The organism is Pseudomonas plecoglossicida NBRC 103162 = DSM 15088 (assembly GCF_000730665.1).
Lineage (GTDB): Bacteria > Pseudomonadota > Gammaproteobacteria > Pseudomonadales > Pseudomonadaceae > Aquipseudomonas > Aquipseudomonas plecoglossicida.
This window is the reverse complement of sequence record NZ_BBIV01000005.1, coordinates 138,934-164,010: the sequence shown is the minus strand read 5'-3', so window position 1 is coordinate 164,010 and position 25,077 is coordinate 138,934. Positions and strand designations below refer to the sequence as shown.

General features: G+C 63.2%; 29 protein-coding genes and 1 pseudogene. 18 read left to right on the top strand and 12 right to left on the bottom strand.

Annotated elements, in window-relative coordinates; genetic code table 11:
• Positions 1-344: 344 nt before the first annotated feature.
• The 6 genes from hemA to PPL01S_RS03675 all read left to right on the top strand — a co-directional run bounded on the left by hemA (position 345) and on the right by PPL01S_RS03675 (position 5,685).
• On the top strand, positions 345-1,622 hold the full coding sequence (hemA, locus tag PPL01S_RS03700; protein ID WP_028625293.1) for a glutamyl-tRNA reductase: 1,278 nt from the start codon (positions 345-347) through the stop codon (positions 1,620-1,622).
• Positions 1,619-2,701, top strand: coding sequence for a peptide chain release factor 1 (prfA, locus tag PPL01S_RS03695; protein ID WP_016392111.1), 1,083 nt, complete (start codon positions 1,619-1,621; stop codon positions 2,699-2,701). Before hemA ends, prfA begins: the two co-directional genes overlap by 4 nt.
• Positions 2,701-3,531, top strand: coding sequence for a peptide chain release factor N(5)-glutamine methyltransferase (gene prmC, locus PPL01S_RS03690; protein ID WP_016392110.1), 831 nt, complete (start codon positions 2,701-2,703; stop codon positions 3,529-3,531). Before prfA ends, prmC begins: the two co-directional genes overlap by 1 nt.
• Complete coding sequence (locus PPL01S_RS03685; protein ID WP_016392109.1) at positions 3,525-4,280, top strand: molybdopterin-synthase adenylyltransferase MoeB; 756 nt, start codon at positions 3,525-3,527, stop codon at positions 4,278-4,280. The genes prmC and PPL01S_RS03685 overlap by 7 nt, the downstream gene beginning before the upstream one ends.
• A complete protein-coding gene (gene murI / locus PPL01S_RS03680) occupies positions 4,273-5,070 on the top strand; it encodes a glutamate racemase (protein WP_028625294.1) in 798 nt (265 codons plus the stop codon). Before PPL01S_RS03685 ends, murI begins: the two co-directional genes overlap by 8 nt.
• A 96-nt stretch (positions 5,071-5,166) precedes the next feature.
• Positions 5,167-5,685: an acyloxyacyl hydrolase gene (locus PPL01S_RS03675; RefSeq protein ID WP_028625295.1), complete on the top strand. Its 519-nt coding sequence runs from the start codon at positions 5,167-5,169 to the stop codon at positions 5,683-5,685.
• Between the two features lie 49 nt (positions 5,686-5,734).
• Here PPL01S_RS03675 and PPL01S_RS03670 read toward each other — a convergent pair whose 3' ends face one another.
• From PPL01S_RS03670 to PPL01S_RS03650, 5 genes and pseudogenes are all read right to left on the bottom strand, one after another.
• Positions 5,735-6,433, bottom strand: a complete 699-nt coding sequence (locus PPL01S_RS03670) for an SDR family oxidoreductase (RefSeq protein ID WP_028625296.1) — start codon at positions 6,431-6,433, stop codon at positions 5,735-5,737.
• 8 nt (positions 6,434-6,441) lie between these two features.
• Positions 6,442-7,869, bottom strand: a complete 1,428-nt coding sequence (gene phrB, locus PPL01S_RS03665; protein WP_028625297.1) for a deoxyribodipyrimidine photo-lyase — start codon at positions 7,867-7,869, stop codon at positions 6,442-6,444.
• Positions 7,860-8,758: pseudogene (locus tag PPL01S_RS03660) on the bottom strand (MerR family transcriptional regulator). The gene phrB and the pseudogene PPL01S_RS03660 overlap by 10 nt, the downstream one beginning before the upstream one ends.
• Positions 8,748-9,713: a YbgA family protein gene (locus tag PPL01S_RS03655; RefSeq protein ID WP_028625298.1), complete on the bottom strand. Its 966-nt coding sequence runs from the start codon at positions 9,711-9,713 to the stop codon at positions 8,748-8,750. Before PPL01S_RS03655 ends, PPL01S_RS03660 begins: the two are co-directional and overlap by 11 nt.
• 109 nt (positions 9,714-9,822) lie before the next feature.
• The gene (locus PPL01S_RS03650; protein WP_016392102.1) at positions 9,823-10,809 is read right to left on the bottom strand and encodes an NAD(P)/FAD-dependent oxidoreductase; all 987 of its coding nucleotides are present in this window, start codon (positions 10,807-10,809) and stop codon (positions 9,823-9,825) included.
• A gap of 186 nt (positions 10,810-10,995) precedes the next feature.
• Between PPL01S_RS03650 and PPL01S_RS03645 the strand changes: the two genes are divergently transcribed.
• Both PPL01S_RS03645 and hemH read left to right on the top strand, forming a co-directional pair.
• Positions 10,996-11,901 carry a TIGR01777 family oxidoreductase gene (locus tag PPL01S_RS03645; protein ID WP_028625299.1) on the top strand — a complete coding sequence of 302 codons (906 nt, stop codon included), beginning with the start codon at positions 10,996-10,998 and terminating at the stop codon, positions 11,899-11,901.
• Positions 11,902-11,914: 13 nt separating this feature from the next.
• Positions 11,915-12,928, top strand: a complete 1,014-nt coding sequence (hemH, locus tag PPL01S_RS03640) for a ferrochelatase (protein ID WP_016392100.1) — start codon at positions 11,915-11,917, stop codon at positions 12,926-12,928.
• 116 nt (positions 12,929-13,044) lie between these two features.
• On the opposite strand, the gene PPL01S_RS03635 is transcribed toward hemH, so the two are convergent.
• Positions 13,045-14,319 carry a uracil-xanthine permease family protein gene (locus PPL01S_RS03635; RefSeq protein WP_016391569.1) on the bottom strand — a complete coding sequence of 425 codons (1,275 nt, stop codon included), beginning with the start codon at positions 14,317-14,319 and terminating at the stop codon, positions 13,045-13,047.
• Positions 14,320-14,321: 2 nt separating this feature from the next.
• Positions 14,322-14,960: a uracil phosphoribosyltransferase gene (gene upp / locus PPL01S_RS03630; protein ID WP_028625300.1), complete on the bottom strand. Its 639-nt coding sequence runs from the start codon at positions 14,958-14,960 to the stop codon at positions 14,322-14,324.
• A 159-nt stretch (positions 14,961-15,119) separates the two neighbouring features.
• Here upp and PPL01S_RS03625 point away from each other — a divergent pair, with 159 nt between their 5' ends.
• From PPL01S_RS03625 to PPL01S_RS03610, 4 genes are all read left to right on the top strand, one after another.
• A complete protein-coding gene (locus PPL01S_RS03625) occupies positions 15,120-15,677 on the top strand; it encodes a hypoxanthine-guanine phosphoribosyltransferase (protein ID WP_016391567.1) in 558 nt (185 codons plus the stop codon).
• A gap of 2 nt (positions 15,678-15,679) precedes the next feature.
• A complete protein-coding gene (locus tag PPL01S_RS03620) occupies positions 15,680-16,153 on the top strand; it encodes a WbuC family cupin fold metalloprotein (protein WP_028625301.1) in 474 nt (157 codons plus the stop codon).
• 53 nt (positions 16,154-16,206) lie between these two features.
• On the top strand, positions 16,207-16,677 hold the full coding sequence (locus PPL01S_RS03615) for a hypothetical protein (protein ID WP_016391565.1): 471 nt from the start codon (positions 16,207-16,209) through the stop codon (positions 16,675-16,677).
• Positions 16,678-16,746: 69 nt separating this feature from the next.
• A complete protein-coding gene (locus PPL01S_RS03610; protein ID WP_016391564.1) occupies positions 16,747-17,034 on the top strand; it encodes a PA4642 family protein in 288 nt (95 codons plus the stop codon).
• Between the two features lie 142 nt (positions 17,035-17,176).
• Here PPL01S_RS03610 and mqo read toward each other — a convergent pair whose 3' ends face one another.
• Both mqo and PPL01S_RS03600 read right to left on the bottom strand, forming a co-directional pair.
• On the bottom strand, positions 17,177-18,682 hold the full coding sequence (mqo, locus tag PPL01S_RS03605) for a malate dehydrogenase (quinone) (protein ID WP_016391563.1): 1,506 nt from the start codon (positions 18,680-18,682) through the stop codon (positions 17,177-17,179).
• A gap of 603 nt (positions 18,683-19,285) precedes the next feature.
• Positions 19,286-19,519, bottom strand: coding sequence for a hypothetical protein (locus PPL01S_RS03600; RefSeq protein WP_028625302.1), 234 nt, complete (start codon positions 19,517-19,519; stop codon positions 19,286-19,288).
• A 144-nt stretch (positions 19,520-19,663) separates the two neighbouring features.
• Between PPL01S_RS03600 and PPL01S_RS03595 the strand changes: the two genes are divergently transcribed.
• Positions 19,664-20,248, top strand: coding sequence for a YajG family lipoprotein (locus PPL01S_RS03595; protein WP_016391561.1), 585 nt, complete (start codon positions 19,664-19,666; stop codon positions 20,246-20,248).
• A gap of 69 nt (positions 20,249-20,317) precedes the next feature.
• Here PPL01S_RS03595 and PPL01S_RS03590 read toward each other — a convergent pair whose 3' ends face one another.
• The gene (locus PPL01S_RS03590; RefSeq protein WP_016391560.1) at positions 20,318-20,524 is read right to left on the bottom strand and encodes a hypothetical protein; all 207 of its coding nucleotides are present in this window, start codon (positions 20,522-20,524) and stop codon (positions 20,318-20,320) included.
• Between the two features lie 160 nt (positions 20,525-20,684).
• Here PPL01S_RS03590 and PPL01S_RS03585 point away from each other — a divergent pair, with 160 nt between their 5' ends.
• Positions 20,685-20,945, top strand: a complete 261-nt coding sequence (locus PPL01S_RS03585; RefSeq protein ID WP_028625303.1) for a hypothetical protein — start codon at positions 20,685-20,687, stop codon at positions 20,943-20,945.
• Positions 20,946-21,018: 73 nt separating this feature from the next.
• On the opposite strand, the gene PPL01S_RS03580 is transcribed toward PPL01S_RS03585, so the two are convergent.
• On the bottom strand, positions 21,019-22,188 hold the full coding sequence (locus PPL01S_RS03580) for a 1-acyl-sn-glycerol-3-phosphate acyltransferase (RefSeq protein ID WP_016393895.1): 1,170 nt from the start codon (positions 22,186-22,188) through the stop codon (positions 21,019-21,021).
• A 123-nt stretch (positions 22,189-22,311) separates the two neighbouring features.
• Between PPL01S_RS03580 and PPL01S_RS03575 the strand changes: the two genes are divergently transcribed.
• The 4 genes from PPL01S_RS03575 to PPL01S_RS03560 all read left to right on the top strand — a co-directional run bounded on the left by PPL01S_RS03575 (position 22,312) and on the right by PPL01S_RS03560 (position 24,307).
• On the top strand, positions 22,312-22,494 hold the full coding sequence (locus PPL01S_RS03575) for a CPXCG motif-containing cysteine-rich protein (protein ID WP_008096588.1): 183 nt from the start codon (positions 22,312-22,314) through the stop codon (positions 22,492-22,494).
• Positions 22,494-22,754 carry a putative signal transducing protein gene (locus PPL01S_RS03570; protein WP_016393896.1) on the top strand — a complete coding sequence of 87 codons (261 nt, stop codon included), beginning with the start codon at positions 22,494-22,496 and terminating at the stop codon, positions 22,752-22,754. The genes PPL01S_RS03575 and PPL01S_RS03570 overlap by 1 nt, the downstream gene beginning before the upstream one ends.
• Positions 22,755-22,769: 15 nt before the next feature.
• Positions 22,770-23,390: an SOS response-associated peptidase gene (locus PPL01S_RS03565; protein WP_016393897.1), complete on the top strand. Its 621-nt coding sequence runs from the start codon at positions 22,770-22,772 to the stop codon at positions 23,388-23,390.
• A 101-nt stretch (positions 23,391-23,491) separates the two neighbouring features.
• Positions 23,492-24,307: a M48 family metallopeptidase gene (locus PPL01S_RS03560; RefSeq protein ID WP_016393898.1), complete on the top strand. Its 816-nt coding sequence runs from the start codon at positions 23,492-23,494 to the stop codon at positions 24,305-24,307.
• 136 nt (positions 24,308-24,443) lie between these two features.
• Here the strand turns inward: PPL01S_RS03560 and PPL01S_RS03555 are convergent, their stop codons facing one another.
• A complete protein-coding gene (locus PPL01S_RS03555; RefSeq protein WP_171817235.1) occupies positions 24,444-25,025 on the bottom strand; it encodes a TMEM165/GDT1 family protein in 582 nt (193 codons plus the stop codon).
• Positions 25,026-25,077: the final 52 nt, after the last annotated feature.

The window sequence follows — 25,077 nt, the reverse complement described above, 5'->3', positions numbered from 1 at the left end:
ACTGACGCATACATTGCTCGATGGATCAAACCGACCCTTGTGGTTGTGGGAGCCGGCTTGCCGGCGATCACCGGCGAAGCCGGTGCCAGGCATTCGCGGTGCCTGCATCGCCGGCAAGCCGGCTCCCACAGGGGCACCCAGCTGTCAGCGCCAAGGCTTCCACAGGGACATCTGCTGTCAGCGCCAAGGCTCCCACAGGGCCATCTGTTGTCAGGGCGAAGGCCTCTCCACGGCCACCTGCCGGCAGGGCGCAGCCTGCTATCACTCCGATAGCGAACGGTGGTTGTTCTAAAACCTGCGAAAGAGGACAATTATCGGCTTCCCGTCACAACCAGCGACCTTGCATGGCCTTTCTTGCACTCGGTATCAACCATAAGACTGCCTCGGTAGACGTACGCGAGCGCGTGGCGTTTACTCCAGAGCAGCTGGTCGACGCCCTGCAGCAGCTCTGCCGACTGACCGCCAGCCGCGAGGCGGCGATCCTGTCCACCTGCAACCGTAGCGAGCTTTATATAGAGCAGGACCACCTGTCTGCCGACGCCGTTCTGCAGTGGCTGGCCGAATACCACCGGCTGAGCCTGGATGAGCTGCGCGCCAGCGCCTACATCCATGAGGAACACGACGCGGTCCGGCACATGATGCGGGTGGCCTCCGGCCTGGACTCGCTGGTGCTCGGCGAGCCACAGATCCTCGGTCAGATGAAGTCGGCCTACGCCGTGGCGCGTGAGGCCGGTACCGTCGGCCCGCTGCTCGGGCGCCTGTTCCAGGCCACCTTCAGCGCCGCCAAGCAGGTGCGTACCGACACCGCGATCGGTGAAAACCCGGTGTCGGTGGCCTTTGCCGCAGTGAGCCTGGCCAAGCAGATCTTCAGCGACCTGGGCCGCAGCCAGGCGTTGCTGATCGGTGCCGGTGAAACCATCACCCTGGTCGCCCGCCACCTGCATGAGCAGGGCGTGCGACGTATCGTCGTGGCCAACCGGACCCTTGAGCGCGCCAGCACCCTCGCCGAGCAGTTCGGTGCCCACGCCGTGCTGCTGGCCGACATCCCCCAGGAACTGGCCAACAGCGATATCGTCATCAGCTCCACCGCCAGCCAGCTGCCGATCCTCGGCAAGGGCGCCGTGGAGAGCGCGTTGAAGCAGCGCCGGCACAAGCCGATCTTCATGGTTGATATCGCTGTGCCGCGCGACATCGAGCCGCAAGTGGGCGAACTCGACGACGTCTACCTGTACACCGTCGACGACCTGCACGAAGTGGTCGCGGAAAACCTCAAGAGCCGCCAGGGCGCGGCCCAGGCTGCCGAGGAACTGGTCTCGGTGGGCGCCGAGGACTTCATGCTGCGACTGCGCGAGCTGGCGGCAGTGGACGTGCTGCGCGCCTACCGCCAGCAGAGCGAACGCCTGCGCGACGAAGAACTGCAAAAGGCCCAGCGTCTGCTGGCCAACGGCGGCAACCCCGAGGATGTGCTGGCCCAACTGGCCCGGGGGCTTACCAACAAACTTCTGCACGCGCCCAGCGTGCAACTGAAAAAGCTCTCGGCCGAGGGCCGCCTCGATGCGCTGGCCATGGCCCAGGAACTCTTTGCCCTCAACGAGGGCTCGACGGACAAATCCCCGCAATGAAAGCGTCGCTGCTGAACAAACTGGACACGCTCCAGGACCGCTTCGAGGAACTCACCGCGCTGCTCGGTGACGCCGAAGTCATATCCGACCAGACTCGCTTTCGCGCCTATTCCCGCGAATACGCCGAAGTGGAGCCGGTGATCGCCGCCTATCAAGGCTGGCGCAAGGTGCAGGACGACCTCGAAGGCGCCCAGGCGCTGCTCAAGGACGCCGACCCCGACCTGCGTGAAATGGCCGTGGAAGAAGTGCGCGAAGCCAAGGAGCAACTGATCGGCCTGGAGTCGCAGTTGCAGCGCATGCTGCTGCCCAAGGACCCCAATGACGGTCGCAACGTGTTCCTGGAAATCCGCGCCGGCACCGGTGGCGACGAGGCGGCGATCTTCTCGGGCGACCTGTTCCGCATGTATTCGCGCTACGCCGAGCGGCGTGGCTGGCGCCTGGAGATTCTCTCGGAGAACGAAGGCGAGCACGGCGGCTACAAGGAAATCATCGCCCGCGTCGAAGGCGACAGCGTGTACGGCAAGCTCAAGTTCGAGTCCGGCGCGCATCGCGTGCAACGTGTACCTGAGACCGAATCCCAGGGCCGCATCCACACTTCGGCATGCACCGTGGCGGTACTGCCCGAGCCCGACGAGCAAGTGGCGATCGAGATCAACCCGGCCGACCTGCGCGTGGACACCTACCGCGCTTCCGGCGCCGGCGGCCAGCACGTCAACAAGACCGACTCGGCGATCCGCATCACCCACTTGCCCACCGGCATCGTGGTCGAGTGCCAGGAAGAACGTTCGCAGCACAAGAACCGTGCGCGTGCCATGTCCTGGCTGTCGGCCAAGCTCAACGACATGCAGACCAGCGCAGCCCAGAACGCCATTGCCAGCGAGCGCAAGCTGCTGGTCGGCTCGGGCGACCGCTCCGAGCGCATTCGTACCTACAACTATCCACAGGGCCGGGTTACCGATCACCGCATCAACCTGACCTTGTATTCCCTCGACGACATCCTCGCCGGTGGCGTGGACGCCGTGATCGAACCCTTGCTGGCCGAATACCAGGCCGACCAACTGGCCGCCCTGGGGGACTGATGACCATCATTGCCAGCCTGCTGCGCAACGCGCAGTTGCCGGACTCGCCCAGCGAGCGCCTGGATGCCGAACTGTTGCTGGCCGCCGCCATCGGCAAGTCGCGCAGCTACCTGCACACCTGGCCCGAACGCATCGTCAGCAGCGAGGATGCCGACACCTTCGCCGGCTACCTGCAGCGCCGGCGTGCCGGCGAGCCGGTCGCCTACATCCTCGGCCAGCAGGGCTTCTGGAAGCTCGACCTGGAAGTGGCCCCGCACACCCTGATTCCGCGCCCGGACACCGAGCTGCTGGTCGAGGCGGCCCTTGAGCTGCAGCCGGCGTCGCCGTCGAAAGTGCTCGACCTGGGCACCGGCACTGGCGCCATTGCCCTGGCCCTGGCCAGCGAACGCCCGGCCTGGCAGGTCACGGCGGTAGACCGGGTGGAGGAGGCGGTGGCGCTGGCCGAGCGCAACCGTCAGCGCCTGGGCCTGGGCAATGTCCAGGTGCTGGCCAGCCATTGGTTCGCCAACCTGGCCGGCCAGCGTTTCGATCTGATTCTGAGCAATCCGCCCTACATCGCCGCCGAGGATCCGCATCTGGCTGCCGGTGATGTGCGTTTCGAACCCAGCAGTGCGCTGGTGGCCGGTGTCGATGGTCTGGACGACCTGCGGGCAATCGTCAGCCAGGCGCCACAGCACCTGTTGCCAGGGGGCTGGCTGCTGCTCGAACATGGTTACGACCAGGCATTGGCCGTGCGTGAACTGCTGACCGTGCAGGGTTTCATCGAGGTTGCCAGCCGCAAGGACCTTGGCGGCCATGAACGTATTTCCTTGGGGCGCCTGCCATGTTGAGCGATCAGGAACTGTTGCGATACAGCCGGCAGATCCTGCTGGCGCAAGTGGACATCGACGGCCAGTTGCGGCTCAAGCGCAGCAAGGCATTGATCGTAGGCCTGGGCGGCCTCGGCTCGCCGGTGGCGTTGTACCTTGCCGCGGCAGGCGTGGGCGAACTGCACCTGGCCGATTTCGATACCGTCGACCTGACCAACCTGCAGCGTCAGGTGATCCATGACAGCGACAGCGTTGGCATGAGCAAGGTGGATTCGGCCCTGCAGCGCCTGCAGGCGATCAACCCCGAGATCAACCTGGTCGCTCACCGTCAGGCGCTGGACGAAGATTCCCTGGCGGCCGCCGTGGCGGCAGTCGACCTGGTGCTGGACTGCTCCGACAACTTCTCTACCCGCGAGGCGGTCAATGCGGCCTGCTTCGCCATGGGCAAGCCGCTGGTCAGCGGCGCGGCGATCCGCCTGGAAGGGCAGTTGTCAGTGTTCGACCCGCGGCGCGACTACAGCCCTTGTTACCACTGCCTGTACGGGCACGGCAGCGAAGCCGAGCTGACCTGTAGCGAAGCCGGCGTGATTGGCCCGCTGGTTGGCCTGGTGGGTAGCTTGCAGGCCCTTGAGGCGATGAAGTTGCTGGCCGGTTTCGGCGAGCCGCTGGTGGGGCGTCTGTTGCTGATCGATGCTCTCGGTACCCGCTTGCGCGAGTTGCGGGTCAAGCGTGACCCGGCCTGCGCCGTATGCGGCAAGCGCGATGGCTGAGCGTTCGGCGCCGGTCGGCGTGATGGATTCGGGGGTCGGCGGCTTGTCCGTCCTCACCGAGATCCAGCGGTTGCTGCCCAACGAATCGCTGTTGTACGTGGCTGACAGCGGCCATGTTCCGTATGGCGAAAAATCACCGGATTACATTCGCCAGCGTCTACGGCGCATTGCCGAGTTCTTCCAGGCACAAGGTGCCAAGGCCATGGTCCTGGCGTGCAATACCGCGACGGTTGCGGCGGTTGCCGACCTGCGCGAGCTGTACCCCGATTGGCCGCTGGTGGGGATGGAGCCGGCGGTCAAGCCTGCTGCCGCCGCCACTCGTTCCGGCGTGGTGGGCGTGCTGGCGACCACCGGCACTTTGCAAAGCGCCAAGTTCGCCGCCTTGCTCGACCGCTTCGCCAGCGACGTGAGGGTGGTCACCCAACCCTGCCCAGGGTTGGTCGACCTGATCGAGACGGGCGATCTGGGCAGTGAGCAGTTGCGTCAGCTGCTGCTTGGCTATGTACAGCCGCTGTTGGCTGCAGGGTGCGACACGTTGATTCTCGGTTGTACCCATTACCCGTTCCTGCGCCCGCTGCTGGCCACGATGCTGCCGGCCGATGTGGCCATCATCGACACCGGCGCTGCCGTGGCGCGGCAGCTGCAGCGCCTGCTGGCCGCGCGCGATCTGCTGGCCGAGGGGCCTGCCCGCAAGGCAACTTTCTGGAGCAGCGCCGATCCACAATCCTTGAGCAACGTCCTGCCTGTGCTGTGGCATGAGTCAGGCAGCGTGCAGCCTTTTCAGTTGTAAAAAAAACGTGAAAAACCGCTGAACTATCAAGCCGCCGCTTTCTACCGATTTGCCTGACGTACGGCAAATACAAAAAAAGGAAGAAGGATGTTTCTCATGAAGAAACGGCTCGGCTTGGCGGCACTTGCCGTGGTCATCTTGGGGCAAGCAGCGTCGTCACAGGCTGCTGATGTGTCATTTGCAGTGGGGCAGACCGGCGATTCGACAATGGTCTACCGCTTGGGGCTGCAATCGAACTGGGACGCCAGCTGGTGGCAAACCAGCGTCGGCCGGCTGACTGGCTATTGGGACGGGGCGTACACCTATTGGCAGGGTGACGAAACGGCGAGCAACCATAGCCTGTCGCTCGCACCGGTTTTCGTCTACGAATTTGCCGGCCAGTCGGTGAAGCCCTATATCGAGGCAGGCATCGGGGTTGCAGCTTTCTCGAGCACCGAGGTGGAAAGCAACGAGCTGGGCTCGGCGTTCCAGTTCGAGGACCGGGTCGGCTTTGGCTTGCGCTTCGCAGGTGGGCACGAGATTGGCGTGCGGGCCATTCACTACTCCAATGCGGGTATCACACAGCCTAACGATGGGGTTGAAACCTATACCCTGCATTACCGCATGGCACTCTGATCGTTTCAGTACCGAGCGTTGCGCGGGCAAGCCTGCGCAACAGCCGGTATCAGCGTGACAGCGGCCACAGGCTGCTCAAGTCCAGGACCTCCAGCACCAGTTCCGGTTCTCGCAGTGGCAAGCGCTTCAACAGCTCAGCGGCTGCACTTTGTGGCGTCCAGTTCTCGGGCCTGGCGTGCACGGCGGTCACCGGTACCTTCAAGGATTGCGGCGCCACCACCGTCAGCGCGATGCCGCGCTCATCCAATTCGTCGCGCTCTTCACGCAGCCACTGGGGCATGTTGTTCCAGCCAGCAGTGACCTGCGTCGGTGCATACAGCTGCAGCGCCGAATAGCGATTGAAGATGGCCATGACCTGCGCAGCGTCGCCCTTGGCCAATAATGGCAAGGCCTTGGTCAGGCAATGTTCGCCAGCCAACTGGTTGCTGCTGACGATGGTTTCGAACAGTTCGTCGTCCGGCACATCATCAGCCAGGTAGTCACAGGTGCCGGCGTTGATGATCAGCCCATCCAGTGCCCCCCAGGCGTGACATAGCTGCAGGCAGGCACTGACCGCCTGCTCTTCTTCATGCAATTGCCAGGGAAGGCGCAACAGCTTGCTGTCGTGGCGCGATGCCAGGGCCTGCAGTGCCTTGGCGTCCTTCCCGCTGGCGGCAACCCGGTGCCCTTGTTCAAGAAGCTCTTCCACGAGTGCCAAACCCAGTCCGTTGGTGGCGCCCGTTACCCAGAAACGACGCGAGTGATTCAAGATGCTCTCTACTCCTGTCGGCGCGGAAGGCTTTTGAAGGCCTCCATAGCGCGTTGACGACTACTTGCGAGATCAACAATTGGACTGCTGTAGGAATTAATAGACAAAAGATTCGCAGACTTCACGGGGTAATGAATAGTTTTATTATCGAGTACCCCTAGTTCTGGTAGCCACTGGCGGATAAAACGCCCTTCCGGGTCGAACCGCTGCGATTGCGAAACCGGGTTGAACAGCCGGAAATAGGGCACGGCGTCGGTGCCGGTGGATGCGCTCCACTGCCAGCCGCCGTTATTGGCGGCCAGATCACCGTCTATCAGATGACGCATGAAATGGCGTTCGCCCTGGCGCCAGTCGATCAGCAGGTTCTTGCTGAGAAACATCGCGACGATCATGCGCAGGCGATTGTGCATCCAGCCGGTGTGCAGCAGCTGGCGCATGGCTGCGTCGATGATCGGAAAACCGGTGCGCCCCTCTTTCCAGGCTTGCAGGTCTTGCGGTGCATTGCGCCAGGGCAAGGCTTCGGTGTGGGCGCGGAAGGCCCGATGGCGTGACACCTGTGGATAACCTTCCAGGATGTGCTTGTAGAACTCACGCCAGAGCAATTCGTTGACCCAGGTCTGGATGCCGTTGCTGCCGCTGTCGAATTCGCCGCGGTTGTTGGACAACGCGGCGTGCAGGTATTGCCGGGGCGATATCACGCCGGCTGCCAGGTAGGCGGATAGCTGACTGGTGCCGGTCCGGGCGGGGAGGTCGCGCAGGTGCGGGTAGTCCTCGACGGTTTCGTCGAGAAACCGCTCGAGTCGCGCTTGCGCTTCGTCCTCACCGGCCGGCCAATGCTCGCTGAGTGCACGCGGTGGTTTGTCGAAGCCCTCGATATGCTGAGGGATCGGGTCGCTGTCGATGCCAAGTGGCGCCTGCCGTTTCACCCGCTGGGCAAGCGCGGGCAGGCTGCGGTGAAGGTGCTCCAGGCAAGCTTTCTTGAATTGGCTGAAGACCTGGAAGTAAGCCCCGCTGCGGGTCAGGATGGTGCCGGGGCGTAACAGCAACTGGTCCAGGTAGCCATGGGCCTGGACCCCGGACGCCTGCAGCAGCGCCCGTGTGGCCTGGTCGCGCCGGTTCTCGTTGACGCCGTACTCGTCGTTCCAGTGCACCGCTTCGATCGCATGCTTGCGGCATACCTCGAGCACGCATGGGGCAGCTTCATCCCATGTGTCGATCTTGCGAATCAGCAGCGGGATGTTGAGCTTGCCCAGCGACCGGCGCAGGTCGCGCAGGTTGCGCAGCCAGAAGTCCACTTTGCATGCCGCGTCGTCATGGGCCTGCCATTGGCCCGGGCTGGTCAGCCACAGGGCCACGACCGGGCCGCGCTCGGCGGCGGCGCTGAGGGCGGTGTTGTCGTCGATGCGCAGGTCGCTGCGCAGCCAGATCAATTGCATGGCGAAGTCATCTCGGGAGGTCAGCGGTATGGTGCTGAAGAAGGCGCAGGGCCGCTTGGGGGGTATCGAACAGGAATAGATCGGGAAGATCGAACGCCTGCAGCTGGGCTTGATGAAGGGAAATCGTGGCGCCGCCGAGCAACTTCACCCCGGGCATGCCCCGAAGCGTGCGCTGCAGCGCCAGTGTTTCGATGCGCGGGCCAAGGTGCAGCAGCACTGCCCTGGGGCGCAAGGCGGCGGTCGCGCGCTGCAGGTTTGCGCCACTGACCGGCTGCTCCAGTACTTCGACGGGTATGCCGTTGCTGCTCAGCAACCAGGCACACAGCCAAAGGGTGGGATCGAAGCGGCGCTCGTCCTCTTCGACGAGCAGTACCGCGGGGCCTTGCAGCAGCAGGTTGTCATGGTAGACCCGTGCACCCAGCTTGCTGCGCAGCCAGGTGTGGAAAAACACTTGTTCGAGCTGGGCGTTGAAATAGGTGCTCCAGCGCAGGGCCAGGGCTTCCAGCAACGGCAATAGCAGCTGTTCGCAGAGGGTGATGGCGGGGTACAGGGCCATGGCCTGGTTCAATTGTTGATCCAGGGCGCGCTGGGAAAGGCCGGCGATGGCTTCGATCAGCTGTATCTGCCGTGCTTGCCAGTCGCCCAGAGGAGCGGTGTCGATGGCTTTGTCGAGCAGCTCGCGTACCTGGCCCATCGATGCGCCGCGTTCCAGCCAGGTCAGTATCGCCTTGACCCGTTCGACCTGCTCGTCAGGGTAGAGGCGGTGGCCCTTGGCGGTACGTTGCGGTTTCAACAGGCCATAGCGCCTTTCCCAGGCACGCAACGTCACCGGGTTCACGCCCGTGCGGCGCGCCAGCTCGCCGATGAGCAACAGCTCGTCAGACCGCATTGCGCAGCCCCAGGCTGTCGGGGTGCGGATGCAGGTAGGCCTGCTGCTGCAGATAAGGATCAGGGTGTTTGCGCAGGTAGTGCTTGAGCAGGGTGAGCGGTACCACCAAGGGCACGATACCTTGTTGGTACTGATCGATGATGTGCTGCAGCTCGGCTTTGTCCTGCTGCGTCAACGCCCCCTTGAAGTAGCCACTGAGGTGCTGCAGGACGTTGCCATGGGTGCCTCGGCTGGCGCAGCGGCGCAGGGCCTGCATCAGCTGGCTGAAGTAGCGCGGGCCGAGCAGCTGCGGGTCGACATCCCGGCTCATGCTGCCGAGCACTCGGCCGAGCTGGCGGTAGGCCTGCGGGTTGTTGGCCATCAGCAGGTACTTGTAGCGCGAGTGGAAGCGCACCAGCGCACCGCGGCTCAGGCCTTCGCCCAGCTGGCGTTGCCAATCGGCATAGGCATACACGCGGCTGATGAAGTTTTCCCGCAGCACCGCGTCGTGCAGGCGGCCTTCTTCTTCCACCGGCAGGTCGGGGCGAAGGGCGCAGAATGCGGCGGCATAGGCACCCCTGCCACCTTGTGCGGCGGGGTGGCCATTGTCCTGGTAGACCTTGACCCGTTCCAGACCACAGGAAGGTGACTTCTGCATGAAGATATAGCCGCAGATATCATTCAGCTCATGGGCCATCTGCTCGCCGTAGTTGCGCAGTGGGCCGGTCAAGTCCATGCCTGGGTTGCGCGTGCCGACCACGGCAGGCAGGTCGGGATCGCCGACCAGCCTTATCGGGTCGCGCGGCACACCCAGACCGATGGCGACCTCCGGACAGATCGGCAGGCAGTCGAAATGTTCATCCAGCAGTTCGCGACAGAGTTCGGAGGCCTTGTGCCCGCCGTTGTAACGCACGTTGTGCCCGGTCAGGCAGGCGCTGATGGCGATACGAGGCTTGGTGGCAGCGGCTTCGTGCATGGCTATCTCCAGAATAAACTTGTACATGGACCATTGCGTGTACAAGTTTATTCCAGCACAGCTGAAAACTTATGCAAGTACTTTTCTATGTACAGCTTTTCTGCGCCGTTTACTCGAGGTGCTCCAGCAGCCGTCGTGCCGCTTCCTGGCCACTGAGCCAGGCACCTTCCACGCGGCCGGACAAGCACCAGTCGCCGCAGGCATACAACCCTTGATCGGCATCGGCGAGTGCGCCCCATTCATGGTTGACCGCCGGCCGGGCATACAGCCAGCGGTGGGCGAGGGCGAAGCTTGGTGCTGGCACCACGCAGCCGACCAGCTCGGCAAATTCACCCCACAACTGTTCGATCACTTCTTCCTTGGCCAGGTCGATGTGCTGCTTGCTCCAGGCAGAAGTGGCATGCAGTACCCAGGTGTCGAGGTGTTCGTCGCGGCCGGGCTTGCTGCGGTTGCGCGCGAGCCAGTCGAGGGCGGCGTCCTGCACGAAGCAGCCTTGCATCGGGGTGTCCAGCGGGGTCTGGAAGGCCAGGGCGACAGCCCAGGTAGGTTCCATCACCACCCCGGCGGCCACCGCCGCGAGCTTGGGGGTGGCGGCCAGCAGCGGCGTGGCCTGCGGTGCTGGCACAGCAATTACCACGCGGCTGTATGGGCCGTGGCTGCAGCCTTCGGTGTCCTGCAAGTGCCAGTACTGTTTGCCTCGGAACACTTCGGCGATACGGCAGCCGAAATTCACCGTCACGTCCTTGAGCAGGCCGCGGGTGATGGCACTCATGCGCGGCACGCCGACCCAGCGGGTCTGCTCGTCAGGGGATGGCGTGAGTTCACCGGCGCGGTAGTTGTACAGCTGAGGTTTCCACTGTTCGGCCCAGCCCGATTCCACCCAGTGCTGCACCTGCTCGACGAAACGACGGTCGCGGGCGGTGAAGTACTGTGCACCCAGGTCGAGGGCGCCGGCTTCGCTGCGCTTGCTGGCCATGCGGCCGCCACTGCCGTGGCCTTTGTCGAACAAGTGAACGGCTTGCCCGGCCTTTTGCAGGGCCTGGGCGGCGGACAGGCCGGCGATACCGGCACCGATGATGGCAATAGGTACTGTCATGATGGCCTCTTCAAACCTTGCTGTACGCAGACTACGCTGTCAGGCAAACCTGTACAATGCACAATGCTTGTATAAGGTTATTCCGCTTATGGAGCAGGTTGGCCTATGTTTATCCGAGAGCGTTTGGTTAAAAAAGTGCCTTGTTGTTAAAAATAGACCATCGCCGCACTCTGCGAGGACACAGCCATGCATATATTGCTGACAGGCGGTACCGGCTTGATCGGCCAGCACCTGTGCCAGTTCTGGCTCGGCCAGGGCCACCGGTTGACGGTGTGGAGCCGGCGCCCCGATCAGGTGCCACGTTTGTGTGGCAGCGGTGTGCGCGGCATCGCGCAGTTGCAGGACCTGGCGGCGGACGACCCGGTGGACGCGGTGATCAACCTGGCGGGTGCGCCAATTGCCGACCGGCCCTGGTCGGCTGCCCGACGGCAACTGCTGTGGGCCAGTCGCATCACCCTCACCGAGCAGTTGCTGGCGTGGCTGCAGAGCCGGGAGCAACGCCCGCAGGTGTTGATTTCCGGCTCTGCCGTGGGCTGGTATGGCGATGGTGGCGAACGTGAACTGACCGAGGCCTCGCCACCCGTGCGGGAGGATTTCGCCAGTCAACTGTGCATCGCCTGGGAGGAAACCGCCCTGCGTGCACAAAACCTTGGCCTGCGGGTAGTGCTGGTGCGCACCGGGCTGGTACTGGCCAGCGATGGCGGCTTTTTGTCGCGCCTGCGGCTGCCGTTCAAGCTGGGGCTGGGCGGGCCGTTGGGCGATGGCCGCCAGTGGATGCCCTGGGTCCATATAGACGACCAGGTCGCGTTGATTGATTTTCTCTTGCAGCACAAGGACGCCAGCGGTCCTTATAATGCCTGCGCACCAGAGCCGGTGCGCAACCGTGAGTTCGCCAAACGCCTGGGGCGGGCCCTGCACCGGCCGGCGTTCATGCCGATGCCCGCGCTGGTGCTCAAGGCCGGGCTTGGCGAATTGTCGACCTTGCTGCTAGGCGGCCAGCGGGCGCGCCCGGTACGTCTGCTGGCAGCGGGCTTCACCTTCCGCTTCAACGATCTGCAATCGGCCCTGGACAACTTGTCCAGTCGCCTCTGACATAGGACGCTGCATGACCGATCATGCCCTGCTGCTGGTCAACCTGGGTTCCCCGGCCTCCACCTCGGTGGCCGATGTACGCCGCTACCTCAACCAGTTCCTGATGGACCCCTACGTGATCGACCTGCCCTGGCCGCTGCGGCGTCTGCTGGTGTCGCTGATCCTGATCAAGCGCCCGGAACAGTCGGCCCATGCCTATGCCTCGATCTGGTGGGACGAAGGTTCGCCACTGGTGGTACTGACCCGCCGTCTGCAGGCGGCGATGGTCGAGTACTGGCCGCACGGGCCGGTGGAAATCGCCATGCGCTATGGCCAGCCGGCGCTGCCGGACGTGTTGGCCCGCCTGGCTGCGCAAGGTGTGCAAAAGGTCACCCTGGCGCCGCTGTATCCACAGTTCGCCGACAGCACGGTGACTACCGTGGTGGCGCAGGCCGAACAGACAATTGCCGAGCGACAGCTGCCGCTGCAACTGCGGGTACTTCAGCCGTTCTACGATCACCCCGATTACATCGAGGCCCTGGCTGCCAGCGCCAGGCCGTACTTGCAGCAGGATCATGACCACCTGCTGCTGAGCTTCCATGGCCTGCCCGAGCGCCACTTGAAGAAGCTCGACCCCACCGGCGCACATGACTTCCAGGCAGCGGACTGCTGCAAGGATGCCAGCGCCGAGATGCGCGCGGTGTGCTACCGCGGCCAATGCCTGGCGACGGCCAAGGCCTTTGCGACGAAGATGGGCATACCGGATGGCAAGTGGTCGGTGTCATTCCAGTCGCGCCTGGGGCGGGCCAAGTGGATCGAGCCCTATACCGAGACACGCCTGGATGAGCTGGGCAAGGCTGGGGTGAAGAAGCTGCTGGTGATGTGCCCGGCGTTCGTGGCCGACTGCATCGAGACGCTCGAGGAGATTGGCGACCGGGGCAAGGAACAGTTCATCGAGGCAGGGGGCGAGGAGTTGGTGCTGGTGCCGTGCCTGAATGATCACCCGCAGTGGGTGAGGGTGCTGGCGGGGATGTGCGAAAAGGTCTGATCTTGAGATTGTCTGCCCTGGCCCTATCGCCGGCAAGCCGGGGCTCCCACAGGTCTTTTGTTGTCTCTGTGGGAGCCGGCTTGCCGGCGATAGGGCCAGGGCAGGCCTCAGTCACCTCATGGCAACTGATCATCCAGCTTCTTGTGCTTCCAGCCGTCGTTGCCCGGCAGGATCAGGTTCAGCGCAATGGCCACGATGGCGCACAGGGCGATGCCCTTCAGGCCCCAGTCGTCAGGGCCGTCGCCGCTGCCGATCAGCACGCCGCCGATACCGAACACCAGGGTGACCGACACGATCACCAGGTTGCGGGCTTCGGACAGGTCGATCTTGTGGCGGATCATGGTGTTCATCCCGACCGCCGCGATCGAACCGAACAGCAGGCACAGAATGCCGCCCATCACCGGTACCGGAATGCTCTGCAGCAGCGCACCGAACTTGCCGATGAAGGCCAGGGTGATGGCGAAGACCGCCGCCCAGGTCATGATCTTCGGGTTGTAGTTCTTGGTCAGCATCACCGCGCCGGTTACTTCCGCGTAGGTGGTGTTGGGCGGGCCGCCGAACAGGCCGGCGGCCGTGGTCGCCAGGCCGTCGCCAAGCAGGGTGCGATGCAGGCCTGGCTTTTTCAGGTAGTCACGACCGGTCACGCTGCCCACCGCAATCACCCCGCCGATGTGCTCGATCGCTGGTGCCAATGCCACCGGAACGATGAACAGGATGGCCTGCCAGTTGAACGCCGGAGCGGTGAAGTTGGGGATGTCCAGCCACGGCGCGGCGGCGATCTTGGCAGTATCGACCACGCCGAAGGCGAACGACAGGGCAAAGCCGACCAGCACGCCGGCGATGATCGGCACCAGGCGGAAGATGCCTTTGCCGAACACCGCGACGATCAGGGTGGTCAGCAGCGCCGGCATGGAGATCAGCATGGCGGTCTTGTACGGCAGCAGCACGCTGCCATCGCCGGCCTTGCCCATCGCCATGTTGGCGGCGATCGGCGCCATGGCCAGGCCGATGGAGATGATCACCGGACCGATCACCACCGGTGGCAGCATGCGGTCGATGAAACCGGTGCCCTTGATCTTCACCATCAGGCCCATGAAGGTGTAGACGAAGCCTGCGGCCATCACGCCGCCCATGGTTTCGGCCAGGCCGAACTGGCCCTTGGCGAGGATGATCGGGGTGATGAAGGCAAAGCTCGAAGCCAGGAACACCGGCACCTGACGGCCGGTGACCAGCTGGAACAGCAAGGTGCCGATGCCGGCGGTGAACAGCGCGACGTTCGGATCGAGGCCGGTGATCAGCGGCATCAGCACCAGCGCGCCGAATGCCACGAAGAGCATCTGCGCGCCCGAAACGACCTGGCGCCAGAGCGGGTCGTTGAAGCCGTCCTGCATGGTCAGGCGTCCTTCTGCTTGGTGCCGAAGATCTTGTCGCCGGCATCGCCCAGGCCCGGCACGATATAGCCGTGCTCGTTGAGGCGCTGATCGATCGAGGCGGTGTAGATGCGCACATCCGGGTGGGATTTCTCGACCATGGCGATGCCTTCGGGGGCCGCGACCAGGACCATGGCACGGATTTCCTTGCAGCCCGCCTTCTTCAGCAGGTCGATGGTGGCGACCATCGAATTGCCGGTGGCCAGCATCGGGTCGATGATCAGGGCCAGGCGCTGGTTGATGTCCGGCGCGAGTTTTTCCAGGTAGGTGTGGGCTTCGAGGGTTTCCTCGTTGCGCGCGACACCGACGGCACTGACCTTGGCGCCCGGGATCAGGCTGAGCACGCCGTCGAGCATGCCGATACCGGCGCGCAGGATCGGTACTACGGTAATCTTCTTGCCGGCGATCTTTTCCACTTCGACCTTGCCACACCAGCCTTCGATCTCGTAGGTTTCGAGGGGCAGGTCCTGGGTGGCTTCATAGGTCAGAAGGGCGCCGACTTCCTGGGCGAGTTCGCGAAAATTCTTGGTGCTGATGTCGGCGCGGCGCATCAGGCCGAGCTTGTGGCGGATCAGCGGATGGCGGATCTCACGAGTGGGCATAGGGGGCTCCGAAAGGCGGGCAAAAAAACCGCGCTAGGTTAATCTATTCAGCCTTTGCTGTCGTGCAGTCCTTTGCACGTTAGTCCATAAATGCTTGATCTGTGACGAGCGGATGCGTACCTTTGCCCGCTTTTCCAAACTGCACCCCCGGAGAGCGCCATGTCCGCTGATCTCGAGCACATTCGCCAAGTCATGCGCGAGGCAGACTGCCTTTACAACGAAGCCGAAGTGGAAGCGGCCATCGCCAAGGTCGGCGAGCAGATCTGCAAAGACCTGCACGACAAGAACCCGGTAGTGTTCTGTGTGATGAACGGCGGCCTGATCTTTGCCGGCAAGCTGCTGACCCACCTGCAGTTCCCGCTGGAGGCTTCGTACCTGCACGCCACGCGCTACCGCAACCAGACCAGCGGCGGTGAGCTGTTCTGGAAGGCCAAGCCTGAAGTGTCGTTCATCGACCGCGATGTACTGATCGTCGACGACATCCTCGACGAGGGCCACACCCTCAGTGCCATCATCGAATTCTGCAAGCATGCCGGCGCCCGTTCGGTGCACACCGCCGTGCTGATCGACAAGGACCACGACCGCAAGGCCAGCCCTGAGCTGAAAGCCAGCTACGTCGGCCTGCCTTGCATTGACCGCTACATCTTCGGTTATGGCATGGACTATAAAGGGTACTGGCGCAACGCAAACGGCATCTTCGCGGTCAAGGGACTGTAATCATGAGCCAGCCTGCCTTCATCGACCAATCGCTGTTTGCCGGGCTGGCGCTCAAGGCTGCCGAGTCTGCGCGTGGGCGTCATCACCATAGCTTCCACGGTGCTCAGGAGCCTTTCCATCGAATGGCGGTTGGATTGCAGCCGTCTACCTACGTTGCGCCCCACCGCCACCTCAGCGAGGACAAGGCAGAAACGCTGTTGGCGCTGAAAGGGCGGCTGGGGTTGCTGGTATTCGACGACCAGGGCGTGGTGATCGAAAAGCGCGTCCTGCAGGCTGGCGGTGATTGTGTTGGCGTGGACGTGCCGCCTCGTCTGTATCACTCGATAGTGGTGCTGGAAGCCGACAGTGTGCTGTTCGACTGCAAGGCGGGGCCCTACGTCCCGCTGAGCAAGGAAGAGCAGGCTCAGTGGGCGCCACGCGAAGGCGAAGAGGGTATGGCCGAGTACCATGCCTGGATGCTCGCGCAGTTCGATTGATCTTCGCTGTGGTTCAGCATGCTAGAGTGCGCCTTCATGCCAAGGAGCCTCTCATGCGTGCGCTTGTTCCCCTGCTGTTGGCGGTAAGCCTGCCCTTGGCTGCCGCCCCCCTGCACAGTCAGTTTCTCCCGCCCGATGACCAGGCCCTGCGCCAGGAAGCGCCAACCGCCCAGCAACTGCTGCAAGTGACCGACTATTCGGTAGTCGTTGGCGCCCAGCGGCAATCCGACCAGCAGCCGATTCCGATCACCCCCTCGCTGCAGGTGCGTCTCAAGGGCAAGCCGCTGAGCAAGGGCGCGACCATCAGCCAGGTGCTGCTCACGTTCGATGGCGAAGCGGGCAAGAGCCTGAAAAAGCCGGTCTATGACGAAAAGACTCGCACCTTGAGCCTCAATTACCCGGTCAGCGATTACCGGGTGATCATGGACCTGCTGCGCAACGAGACCCTCTATGTGCAGTTCCTCACCTATGCCAATGGCCACATCTGGGCCGACCTGCACACCGGCACCGTACGTACGCGTTGAGGCGCGCCGCCTGTGGGGGGTACACTGCCGGCCTTCGAAAATCCCGTGATGGTCCAGTTGGAGCCGGCAATGCGCAAAGACAAGAAGCAGGTGATTGGTGACGAGATCAGCGATGACTACGTCAAGACGTTCCTCCAGTTCGAGCCGGCCGATGGCCTGACCTCGCCGTCGCTGCACAAGCTGGTCAAGGCTTACCGTGGCCTGCGCGTCGATGACTTCGAGCGTTTCGTAGGTTTCTTCGTCGCGGCCGGTTTTGACCTCGATGGCAAGGACGAGCACGGCAAGACCTTCGTCGAGCAGATCGCTGACCAGCGCAATGCGCCCGAGTACATCGAGATCATCGACAAGGCTCGCTGATCTGTAATCTGCAAGGGTCTCATCGCCGGCAAGCCGGCTCCACAGTTGCAGATAGTGTGGGAGCCGGCTTGCCGGCGATGAGGCCCACGAAAGTACAGGCACAAAAAAACGCCCCGCGGGGCGTTTTTTCGTTTCAGCCAGATCAGGCGTAATGCTTGGCCGGGCTGTCTTCCACCAACTCTAGCGCCACATCGTTTTCGGCACTGATCTTGTGGTACAGGGCCGCATCGGTGGCCAGGGTCTTCTCGCGAGCCGGGAAGATTTCCTTGAGCTTGTCAGCCCAGGCACCTTTGGCCTGCTCGGGGAAGCAGCGTTCGATCAGCTCGAGCATGATCGAAACGGTCACCGAGGCACCCGGCGAGGCGCCGAGCAGTGCAGCCAGGCTGCCATCTTCAGCTGCAACCAGTTCGGTACCGAACTGCAGGATGCCGCCTTTCTTCGGATCCTTCTTGATGATCTGCACGCGTTGGCCGGCCACTTCCAGGCGCCAGTCTTCGGCTTTGGCCTCCGGGTAGAAGCGGCGCAGGGATTCCATGCGCTGTTCCATCGACTGCATCACTTCGCTGACCAGGTATTTGGTCAGGTCCATGTTGTCGCGGGCCACGGCCAGCATCGGGCCGATGTTGCCCATGCGTACCGAGAGCGGCAGGTCCATCAGCGAACCGTGCTTGAGGAACTTGGTGGTGAAGCCTGCATACGGTCCGAACAGCAGCGAGGTCTTGCCGTCCACCACACGGGTGTCCAGGTGCGGCACCGACATCGGCGGTGCGCCGACCGCGGCCTGGCTGTAGACCTTGGCCTGGTGCTGTTTGACGATTTCCGGGTTGTCGCAACGCAGCCACTGGCCGCTGACCGGGAAGCCGCCGAAGCCTTTGCTTTCCGGAATACCGGACAGCTGCAGCAGCGGCAGGGCCGCGCCACCGGCGCCGAGGAACACGAAGCGGGCGTCCACTTCACGGCTGCCCCCGCTGTTGACGTCCTTGATGCTGACGGTCCAGCCGCTGCCTTTACGGCGCAGGCCGACCACTTTCTTGCTGTACTTGACCTGCGCTTGCGGTGCGTCGCCCAGCAGCTTGAGCAGCTTGTTGGTCAGTGCGCCGAAGTTGACGTCGGTGCCCTTCATCACGCGGGTGGCGGCGATACGCTGGTCGGCCGGGCGGCCTGGCATCATCAGGGGGATCCAGTCCTTCATCACCGCCTGGTCTTCGGTGTATTCCATCTCGGTGAAGGCGTGGTGCTGCTTGAGCAGCTCGAAGCGCTTCTTGAGGAAGGACACACCCTTGTCACCTTCGACGTAGCTCAGGTGCGGGACCGGGTTGATGAAGGCTCGGGCCGAGCCGAAATTGCCTTTCTTGCTCAGGTAGGCCCAGAACTGGCGCGAGACCTCGAACTGGGCATTGATGTGCACGGCCTTCTTGATGTCGATGCTGCCATCGGCGGCCTGGGGCGTGTAGTTGAGCTCGCACAGGCCGGCGTGGCCGGTGCCTGCGTTGTTCCAGGGGTTGGAGCTTTCCGCGGCCCCGGAGTCCATCGCCTCGACGACCTCCAACTTGAGCGTCGGGTCGAGCTCCTTGAGCAGTACGGCCAGGGTGGCACTCATGATGCCCGCGCCTACCAGTACTACATCAACCGATTCGTTCTGCGCCATTTAACGCGTCTCCACAATCTACAGCTACCTAATTGACAGCATAGGACCCCGGGTTCGCCAGGATCGCCATGTCCGACTCTTCGCAGTTCTTGCAACTTCCGCGGACACCGCCAATCAGTCTTCGGGTTCAGCTATTGAACGCCGCTTGCCACGGGTGCGGCAATTCGACTTATGGTCAAGGTGTCGTGCGTGCGCTATGGAACGGCCTCAATTACCCATGTTGGATGAGTGATCTAGCCGCCTGTTCAGGGCTGTTCGGGACACATCTGTCGCTTTTGCACATGCCAGACTGTTCATTGCTCGCCACACTCTCGTGAAGTTGTGAAAAACCGTTTTTTCACGCTCTTTTGGAGTCGTGAACCTCAAAAGGGGGCTGCGCGATGGCAAACCCGAAGGTTCATGCAGTGCGAAGGGCCGGAAAAGCAGGCACGACAGCCGATGCAAGACCTCAGTGGAAGGCTCTCTGTGGGCGATGCGTTGAAGGTGCCGGGGTCAAACGGCAAATGCGGGGCCCGATCAGGAGACGTCCTTATAATCGGGGGGAGATTATAACGATGTCGCGGGCAGAAAGGTCGTAATTCGTGGTTTTTATTGCAGCGTTTGTCAGGCAGGCAGGCTGCGCTGTTGCCAGCGACGGCTTGCGCTGGCGCAAACCCGGGCATCGGCGGGCAACTCGCGGCCCAGCCAGGCCAGGTGAATCTCGCTGACCTGGACCCATCCGCCGCCGCCTGGAAGTTGCCGGCAGCGCTTGAAAGCCAGGCATTTTCCCGCTGCATCGAGACGGGCATAGCAGTTGTCGCGCGGGCGTTGGAAGAGCAAGGTCCAGAGCGAGGCCATGGCAGCGAGTCCTGTGCGTTAGGGCTGGCGCAAGGATAGCGGCGCGGCCATGAAACGATTGTGACAAGCGGGCCGCACCGATGACTGGTCGTGCCCTGGCTAGGTATACTGTGCACCTTTGCCGCATTTTCTGGAGAAACGCGCATGTTGCATCGACTGTTGTTCGGTTTGATCGCCGTAGCCAGCCTCGGCCTGGTCGGTTGTGCCCACAGCCCGCAACAACTCACACCGCAACCCACGCTCAATGCCCAACTCGCGCCGGTCGGCCATGGCCAGCCGGTGGTGGTGAAGGTGGTCGACGGCCGGGCTTCGCAGTCGCTGGGCACTCGGGGTGGCATGTACCCTGAAACCAGCACCATCAGCGTCAGCGGCAACGATGTCGTGCCCAAGCTGCAGGCCCAGGCTGAAGCCGCAGTGCGTCTGCTGGGCTTCACCCCGACGCCGAATGCCGGCAACGCGCCTCAGCTGACCGTGACCCTGGCCGAGCTCAAGTATCAGTCGCCCAAGGACAACCTGTACGTGACCGAGGCCACCATTGGCGCCACCTTCCGTGCCGATGTGTCCAATGCCAACCGCCGTTACAGCGGTCGCTACGGCGCTTCCCTGGACCAGCGCTTCGGCATGGCGCCAAACCAGGAAACCAACACCAAGCTGGTAAGCGATGTGCTGAGCGATGCGTTGACCCGCCTGTTCAAGGATCCGACCATCGGTCAGGTGCTGGCCGAGTAATCCTTCGCGTGTCGACGTGAAAAGCCCGCTGTCTCGTTCCGAGGCAGCGGGCTTTTCATTTGTCCGGCCTCAGGCCGCTTCGATGTGAAAGTCCAGCACGCTGACGCCGGTAAGTATGTCGACCTCTGGCAAGTCCTGGTGCGCATGCCCGCCCAAGGCGCAGTAGACCAGCCACTGGCGATCCTGGACATTGATGGCCAGGCCGTCGATCAGCGCCTGCTGCTCATCGCTCTGGGTCACGAGATAGAGTCGATCCTGGTTTTCGGCGTGCAACATGAACAAGCTCCGTCACTGGAAGAGGCCGCAAGGGTGGACTGTTCTGATGACGAGCATGTGACAGATGAAATCTGGCGACACTTGGTCGCCAAGGTCGGGCACCAGGAGCGGACTCCGGTAGAATGCCGACCTTCGCTGTCGTTCAAACCGAGGTTGCGTGATGTCCTTGCAAGTGCTCTGGGGGTTCCTGTCCGCCCACCCGGCCAAGCTGATCAATGTGCTGGCGCTGTTGATGACCTGCCCAGGCGGCATGCTGCTGCAAAGTGCGCGGCGCCGCGAGGCTGTCAGCCGTGAAAGCCTGGCCGTGGAGGAAGGGGTGGTGGATGCGTTCGACCAGCGGGTGCCGCGCTACTACTACATCCTCGGGTTTTCCTGCCTGGCGCTGGCCTTGCTGGTGTCCTGGTTCAGTACCTGGATCTGATACATCGGGGCCGCTTGGCGGCCCCATCGCCGGCAAGCCGGCTCCCACAGGGACATGAGCAGCCCCCGACAGGTCAGGCCACCGGCGCCTGTTGCCTGACCTGATACTGATTGCGCACCGGGGTCGCATACTGCAGCACCAGATACGGCCGCTGCTCCTCAGGGCAAGCATCCAGGCGGCGCTGCCATTCCTCCCTGGCCTTCGCCAGTTCTTCAGCCGGGAACACCTTTTCGGCGCTTGGTACCTGCAGCGCCTCGTCCTTCTCGCTCCACATCGCATAGGCCAGGTAGTGCACCGGGAACAGCCGGTAGCCACCGAGGATCTGCCGATCGATTTCCTGAGCCAGTTGCTTGGTGTCTTCGTAGTAGTCGGTGACCGGCGCTGCGAAGTTGATGTGCACCCGGCCCTTGTAGCCGGTAATGCCCTTGGCAATGCTGTTGTCGTCCTCGCCCGGAGCCTTCTTGTAGGTGCCGGTGGTGGCGCGGATGTACAGCTCGCGGGCCTTGGCCTGGTCGCAAGGGTCGTATTCGTAGCTGATCGAAACCGGGATCAGGTTCAAACCCTGGATCACGGCACCGAACGGCTCGTCCTTGCGGCTCATGTGGAACATCTTGAGGATCGCCGAGTCGGTGCGGTCGTCACCATCCTTGGCGCGTCCTTCGGCCTGGGCGATCCAGATCGAAGCAGCGTCGTTGCGGATCGAATGGTTGATGTAGGCCGACAGCAGCTGGTAGGCCGCGAGCTTTTCACGGCGTCCGGTGATCGAACGGTGGACGATGAAGCTCTTGTTCAGGCGCATCATGTCGCTGACGAACGGCTTTTGCAGCAAGTTGTCGCCGATGGCGATGCGCGGCGTCGGCAGGCCTGCGTGGTACACCGCGTAATTGACGAACGCCGGGTCCATGACGATATCGCGGTGGTTGGCCAGGAACAGGTAGGCAGTCCCCGACTTGAGCTGTTCGACGCCGGAGTAGGTGACACCGTCGGTAGCGCGCTCGATGGTCTGGTCGACGTAATACTCGACCTTGTCCTGCAGGGTGGAAACGCAGGTGACCCCGGCGAATTCCTTGCGCAGTCGCCGGGCGATCAACGGCTTGAGCAGCCAGCCGAGTGCGCCTGCGGCGCGCGGGAAGCGGAAGTGGGTGAGGATATCGAGGAATGCCGGGTCGCTGAGCAGGCGTGCCAGAACGGCAGGGACCTCAGCGTCGTCGTACGGTCGGATGGCATCGAATTCGCCCATCATGCTCTCTTGTTGGAAACGGCTAGGGTAATAAGGTAGGGGTGGGGCCCGAAAAAACGGCTCGGGCACACGCAAGCCCTGTAAACAGACCGACAATTATACGCATAAGTCACCCCGGAGGCCGCGATGCTCGAACAAGCGTTCTACGATTGCCCCTATTGTGGCGAGGAAGTCGAAACCACTGTGGACTTGTCCGGGGGCGACCAGGAGTACATAGAGGACTGTCAGGTGTGCTGCAAGCCTATTCGCTTCGTGCTGCAGGTTCATGGCGAAGAGTGGATGCTGGACGTCTACGGCGAGAATGACTGATGCGGCGGATCTACGAACCGGAAAACCTGCTGGAGGCTGAAATGCTGGCTGGCATGCTTGCCAGTGAAGGCATCGAGGTGCACCTGGTCGGCCGTGACCTGATGGGGGCTGCAGGCGAGTTGCCGATGCAGGGTCTGCTTGGCCTGGCAGTACCCGATGAGCAGGCCGGCTACGCGCGGCAGCTGATCGATGCGTACAATGGTGCCCAGCCGCTTGCCGGCGACGAACCGGAGAGTTATCCCGGTACCTTGATCTGCTAGGTTCTGAAATCGCTCATGTGTGGACGCTACGCCCTGTTTCGCTGGCCCCAGGCACTCGCCGGGCTGCCAGGCTTCCCTGCCGGCCAGCCGGCGCAGTGGAACATCTCGCCAGGTGCCTCGGTGCTGATCCAGCGCCAGCTCGACGGCCAGATGCAAGTGGCCAAGGCGCGCTGGGGCCTGACGCCGGCCTGGCTCACCGACCTGTCCCGAACCCCGGCCCACGCCCGGGCCGAAACCTTGGTCGAACAACCGATGTTCCGCGAGGCGTTCCGCCAGCGGCGTTGCCTGATGCCGGCCAACGGCTTCTACGAGTGGCGCGGTAGCGTACGCAAGCGCCCCTATTGGCTGACGCCCGGAGAAGGTTCGGCGCTGTGTTTTGCGGCGGTGTGGGAGGCGTATCCGGTTCAGGATCAGGTGTGGCTCAGTTGCGCGGTGGTGACCCAGGCGGCGATGAATCAGCGCCGGCCGCTGATCCTCGATGACGCAGGGCAGGCGGCCTGGCTAGACCCTGAAACCCCCTTGCCGCGGCTGCATGAACTGCTGGCCGCCCCGCCGGTCACGCTACGCGAGCGGGCGCTGGCCAACTTCGTCAATGATCCCAAGCTCGATGCCCCGGAATGCCTGACGCCGGCCTGATGTTGCCAGGGCTGCGCCGGCAGGCAAAATCTTCCCTGCGGCTATGGCGGCCCCACGCGACTAGGCCTACGATACTGCGCATGTAATCAGGGAGTGTTTTCATGCGTAAGTCTTTTGTCGTCAGTCTGCTCAGTGCTGGCATCCTGCTGGCCGGCTGTCAGGCGGTGAATACCACCAGCGGCGGTGCTGTCGGCGTCGAGCGCAAGCAGTACATGTTCAGCATGCTCTCGACCGATGAGGTCAACCAGATGTACGCCCAGTCGTACAAGCAGACGCTCGGCGAGGCGTCGACCAAGGGCGTACTGGACAAGTCCAGCGCCGATGCCAAGCGCGTCCAGGTCATCGCCGATCGGCTGATTGCCCAGGCGCCGAAGTTCCGCCCGGATGCCGCGCAGTGGCAATGGGAAGTCAACGTGATCAAGAGTGACGAGCTCAATGCCAACTGCGGCCCTGGTGGCAAGATCATCGTCTACACCGGCCTGATCGATCAGCTCAAGCTGACCGACGCCGAGATCGCCGCCGTGGTCGGCCACGAAATTGCCCACGCCTTGCGCGAGCACAGCCGTGAAGCGATGTCCAAGGCCTATGGCGTGGAAATGGCCCGTCAGGGCGCCGGTGCGCTGTTTGGCCTGGGCCAGAGCAGCATCGCCCTGGCCGACCAGGTGGTGAACTACGCCATGACCCTGCCCAACAGCCGTGCCAACGAGAACGAAGCCGACCTGATCGGCCTGGAGCTCTCGGCGCGGGCCGGCTACGACCCGAATGCCGCGATCACCTTGTGGAACAAGATGAGCAAGGCTTCCGAAGGGGCGCCGCCTGAATTCATGAGCACTCACCCGGCGTCCGAAAGCCGGATCGCCTCGTTGAAGTCGGCGATTCCCAAGGTGATGCCGTTGTACGAGGCGGCCAAGAAGTAATTGCGTTTCGGGCTGCTTTGCAGCCCAATCGCCAGCAAGCTGGCTCCCACATTGACACCGCTGTACCTGTGGGAGCCGGCTTGTCGTGGCGACGAACCGCGGCGATGGGCCGCAACGCGGTCCCAGGCTTTTCCCCTTACCCCACCCAGCCACTGGCCTTCATTGCCGAGTACACGGCCACGATCGCCAGCACGAAGAAGGCTGCAGCCGCCAGGCGGCGAATCAGTGTCAGCGGCAGTTTCTCCGCGGCAAAGTTGCCCGCCAGTACCACCGGCACGTTGGCAATCAGCATGCCCAGGGTGGTGCCGATGATGACCATGATCAGGTGCGGATACTGGGCTGCCAGCATCACCGTGGCGACCTGGGTCTTGTCACCGATCTCGGCCAGGAAGAACGCGATCAGCGTGGTGAGGAACGGGCCGAAGCGGCGCGCCGGGTTCTCGTCGTCATCCATCTTGTCCGGCACCAGCGTCCACAGCGCGGTGGCGGTAAAGCTCGCGGCAAGGATCCAGTGCAGTGCCGTCTGGCTGAAGAACCCGCCTACCCAGGCGCCGACCGCACCCGCGGCGGCATGGTTGGCAAGGGTCGCGGCGATGATGCCGGCAATGATCGGCCAAGGCTTGCGGAAGCGGGCAGCGAGAATGAGTGCGAGCAATTGCGTCTTGTCGCCGATTTCGGCGAGGGCGACGATCGCGGTGGGGACCAACAGAGATTCCAGCATCAGGATTCCTACGGGGGCGGGTCGACACGGCTATGACACGTACAGCCTC

Excerpts from the sequence above, each read along its gene's own strand:
- PPL01S_RS03655 (WP_028625298.1), bottom strand. The coding sequence starts at position 9,713 with ATGCACGAAGCCGCTGCCACCAAGCCTCGTATCGCCATCAGCGCCTGC.
- PPL01S_RS03685 (WP_016392109.1), top strand. The coding sequence starts at position 3,525 with ATGTTGAGCGATCAGGAACTGTTGCGATACAGCCGGCAGATCCTGCTG.
- hemA (WP_028625293.1), top strand. The coding sequence starts at position 345 with ATGGCCTTTCTTGCACTCGGTATCAACCATAAGACTGCCTCGGTAGAC.
- hemH (WP_016392100.1), top strand. The coding sequence starts at position 11,915 with ATGACCGATCATGCCCTGCTGCTGGTCAACCTGGGTTCCCCGGCCTCC.
- PPL01S_RS03570 (WP_016393896.1), top strand. The coding sequence starts at position 22,494 with ATGCGGCGGATCTACGAACCGGAAAACCTGCTGGAGGCTGAAATGCTG.
- PPL01S_RS03620 (WP_028625301.1), top strand. The coding sequence starts at position 15,680 with ATGAGCCAGCCTGCCTTCATCGACCAATCGCTGTTTGCCGGGCTGGCG.
- PPL01S_RS03590 (WP_016391560.1), bottom strand. The coding sequence starts at position 20,524 with ATGTTGCACGCCGAAAACCAGGATCGACTCTATCTCGTGACCCAGAGC.
- prmC (WP_016392110.1), top strand. The coding sequence starts at position 2,701 with ATGACCATCATTGCCAGCCTGCTGCGCAACGCGCAGTTGCCGGACTCG.
- PPL01S_RS03600 (WP_028625302.1), bottom strand. The coding sequence starts at position 19,519 with ATGGCCTCGCTCTGGACCTTGCTCTTCCAACGCCCGCGCGACAACTGC.
- PPL01S_RS03560 (WP_016393898.1), top strand. The coding sequence starts at position 23,492 with ATGCGTAAGTCTTTTGTCGTCAGTCTGCTCAGTGCTGGCATCCTGCTG.
- PPL01S_RS03595 (WP_016391561.1), top strand. The coding sequence starts at position 19,664 with ATGTTGCATCGACTGTTGTTCGGTTTGATCGCCGTAGCCAGCCTCGGC.
- PPL01S_RS03625 (WP_016391567.1), top strand. The coding sequence starts at position 15,120 with ATGTCCGCTGATCTCGAGCACATTCGCCAAGTCATGCGCGAGGCAGAC.
- PPL01S_RS03585 (WP_028625303.1), top strand. The coding sequence starts at position 20,685 with ATGTCCTTGCAAGTGCTCTGGGGGTTCCTGTCCGCCCACCCGGCCAAG.
- prfA (WP_016392111.1), top strand. The coding sequence starts at position 1,619 with ATGAAAGCGTCGCTGCTGAACAAACTGGACACGCTCCAGGACCGCTTC.
- murI (WP_028625294.1), top strand. The coding sequence starts at position 4,273 with ATGGCTGAGCGTTCGGCGCCGGTCGGCGTGATGGATTCGGGGGTCGGC.
- PPL01S_RS03565 (WP_016393897.1), top strand. The coding sequence starts at position 22,770 with ATGTGTGGACGCTACGCCCTGTTTCGCTGGCCCCAGGCACTCGCCGGG.
- upp (WP_028625300.1), bottom strand. The coding sequence starts at position 14,960 with ATGCCCACTCGTGAGATCCGCCATCCGCTGATCCGCCACAAGCTCGGC.
- phrB (WP_028625297.1), bottom strand. The coding sequence starts at position 7,869 with ATGCAATTGATCTGGCTGCGCAGCGACCTGCGCATCGACGACAACACC.
- PPL01S_RS03575 (WP_008096588.1), top strand. The coding sequence starts at position 22,312 with ATGCTCGAACAAGCGTTCTACGATTGCCCCTATTGTGGCGAGGAAGTC.
- mqo (WP_016391563.1), bottom strand. The coding sequence starts at position 18,682 with ATGGCGCAGAACGAATCGGTTGATGTAGTACTGGTAGGCGCGGGCATC.
- PPL01S_RS03645 (WP_028625299.1), top strand. The coding sequence starts at position 10,996 with ATGCATATATTGCTGACAGGCGGTACCGGCTTGATCGGCCAGCACCTG.
- PPL01S_RS03675 (WP_028625295.1), top strand. The coding sequence starts at position 5,167 with ATGAAGAAACGGCTCGGCTTGGCGGCACTTGCCGTGGTCATCTTGGGG.
- PPL01S_RS03650 (WP_016392102.1), bottom strand. The coding sequence starts at position 10,809 with ATGACAGTACCTATTGCCATCATCGGTGCCGGTATCGCCGGCCTGTCC.
- PPL01S_RS03615 (WP_016391565.1), top strand. The coding sequence starts at position 16,207 with ATGCGTGCGCTTGTTCCCCTGCTGTTGGCGGTAAGCCTGCCCTTGGCT.
- PPL01S_RS03635 (WP_016391569.1), bottom strand. The coding sequence starts at position 14,319 with ATGCAGGACGGCTTCAACGACCCGCTCTGGCGCCAGGTCGTTTCGGGC.
- PPL01S_RS03610 (WP_016391564.1), top strand. The coding sequence starts at position 16,747 with ATGCGCAAAGACAAGAAGCAGGTGATTGGTGACGAGATCAGCGATGAC.
- PPL01S_RS03580 (WP_016393895.1), bottom strand. The coding sequence starts at position 22,188 with ATGATGGGCGAATTCGATGCCATCCGACCGTACGACGACGCTGAGGTC.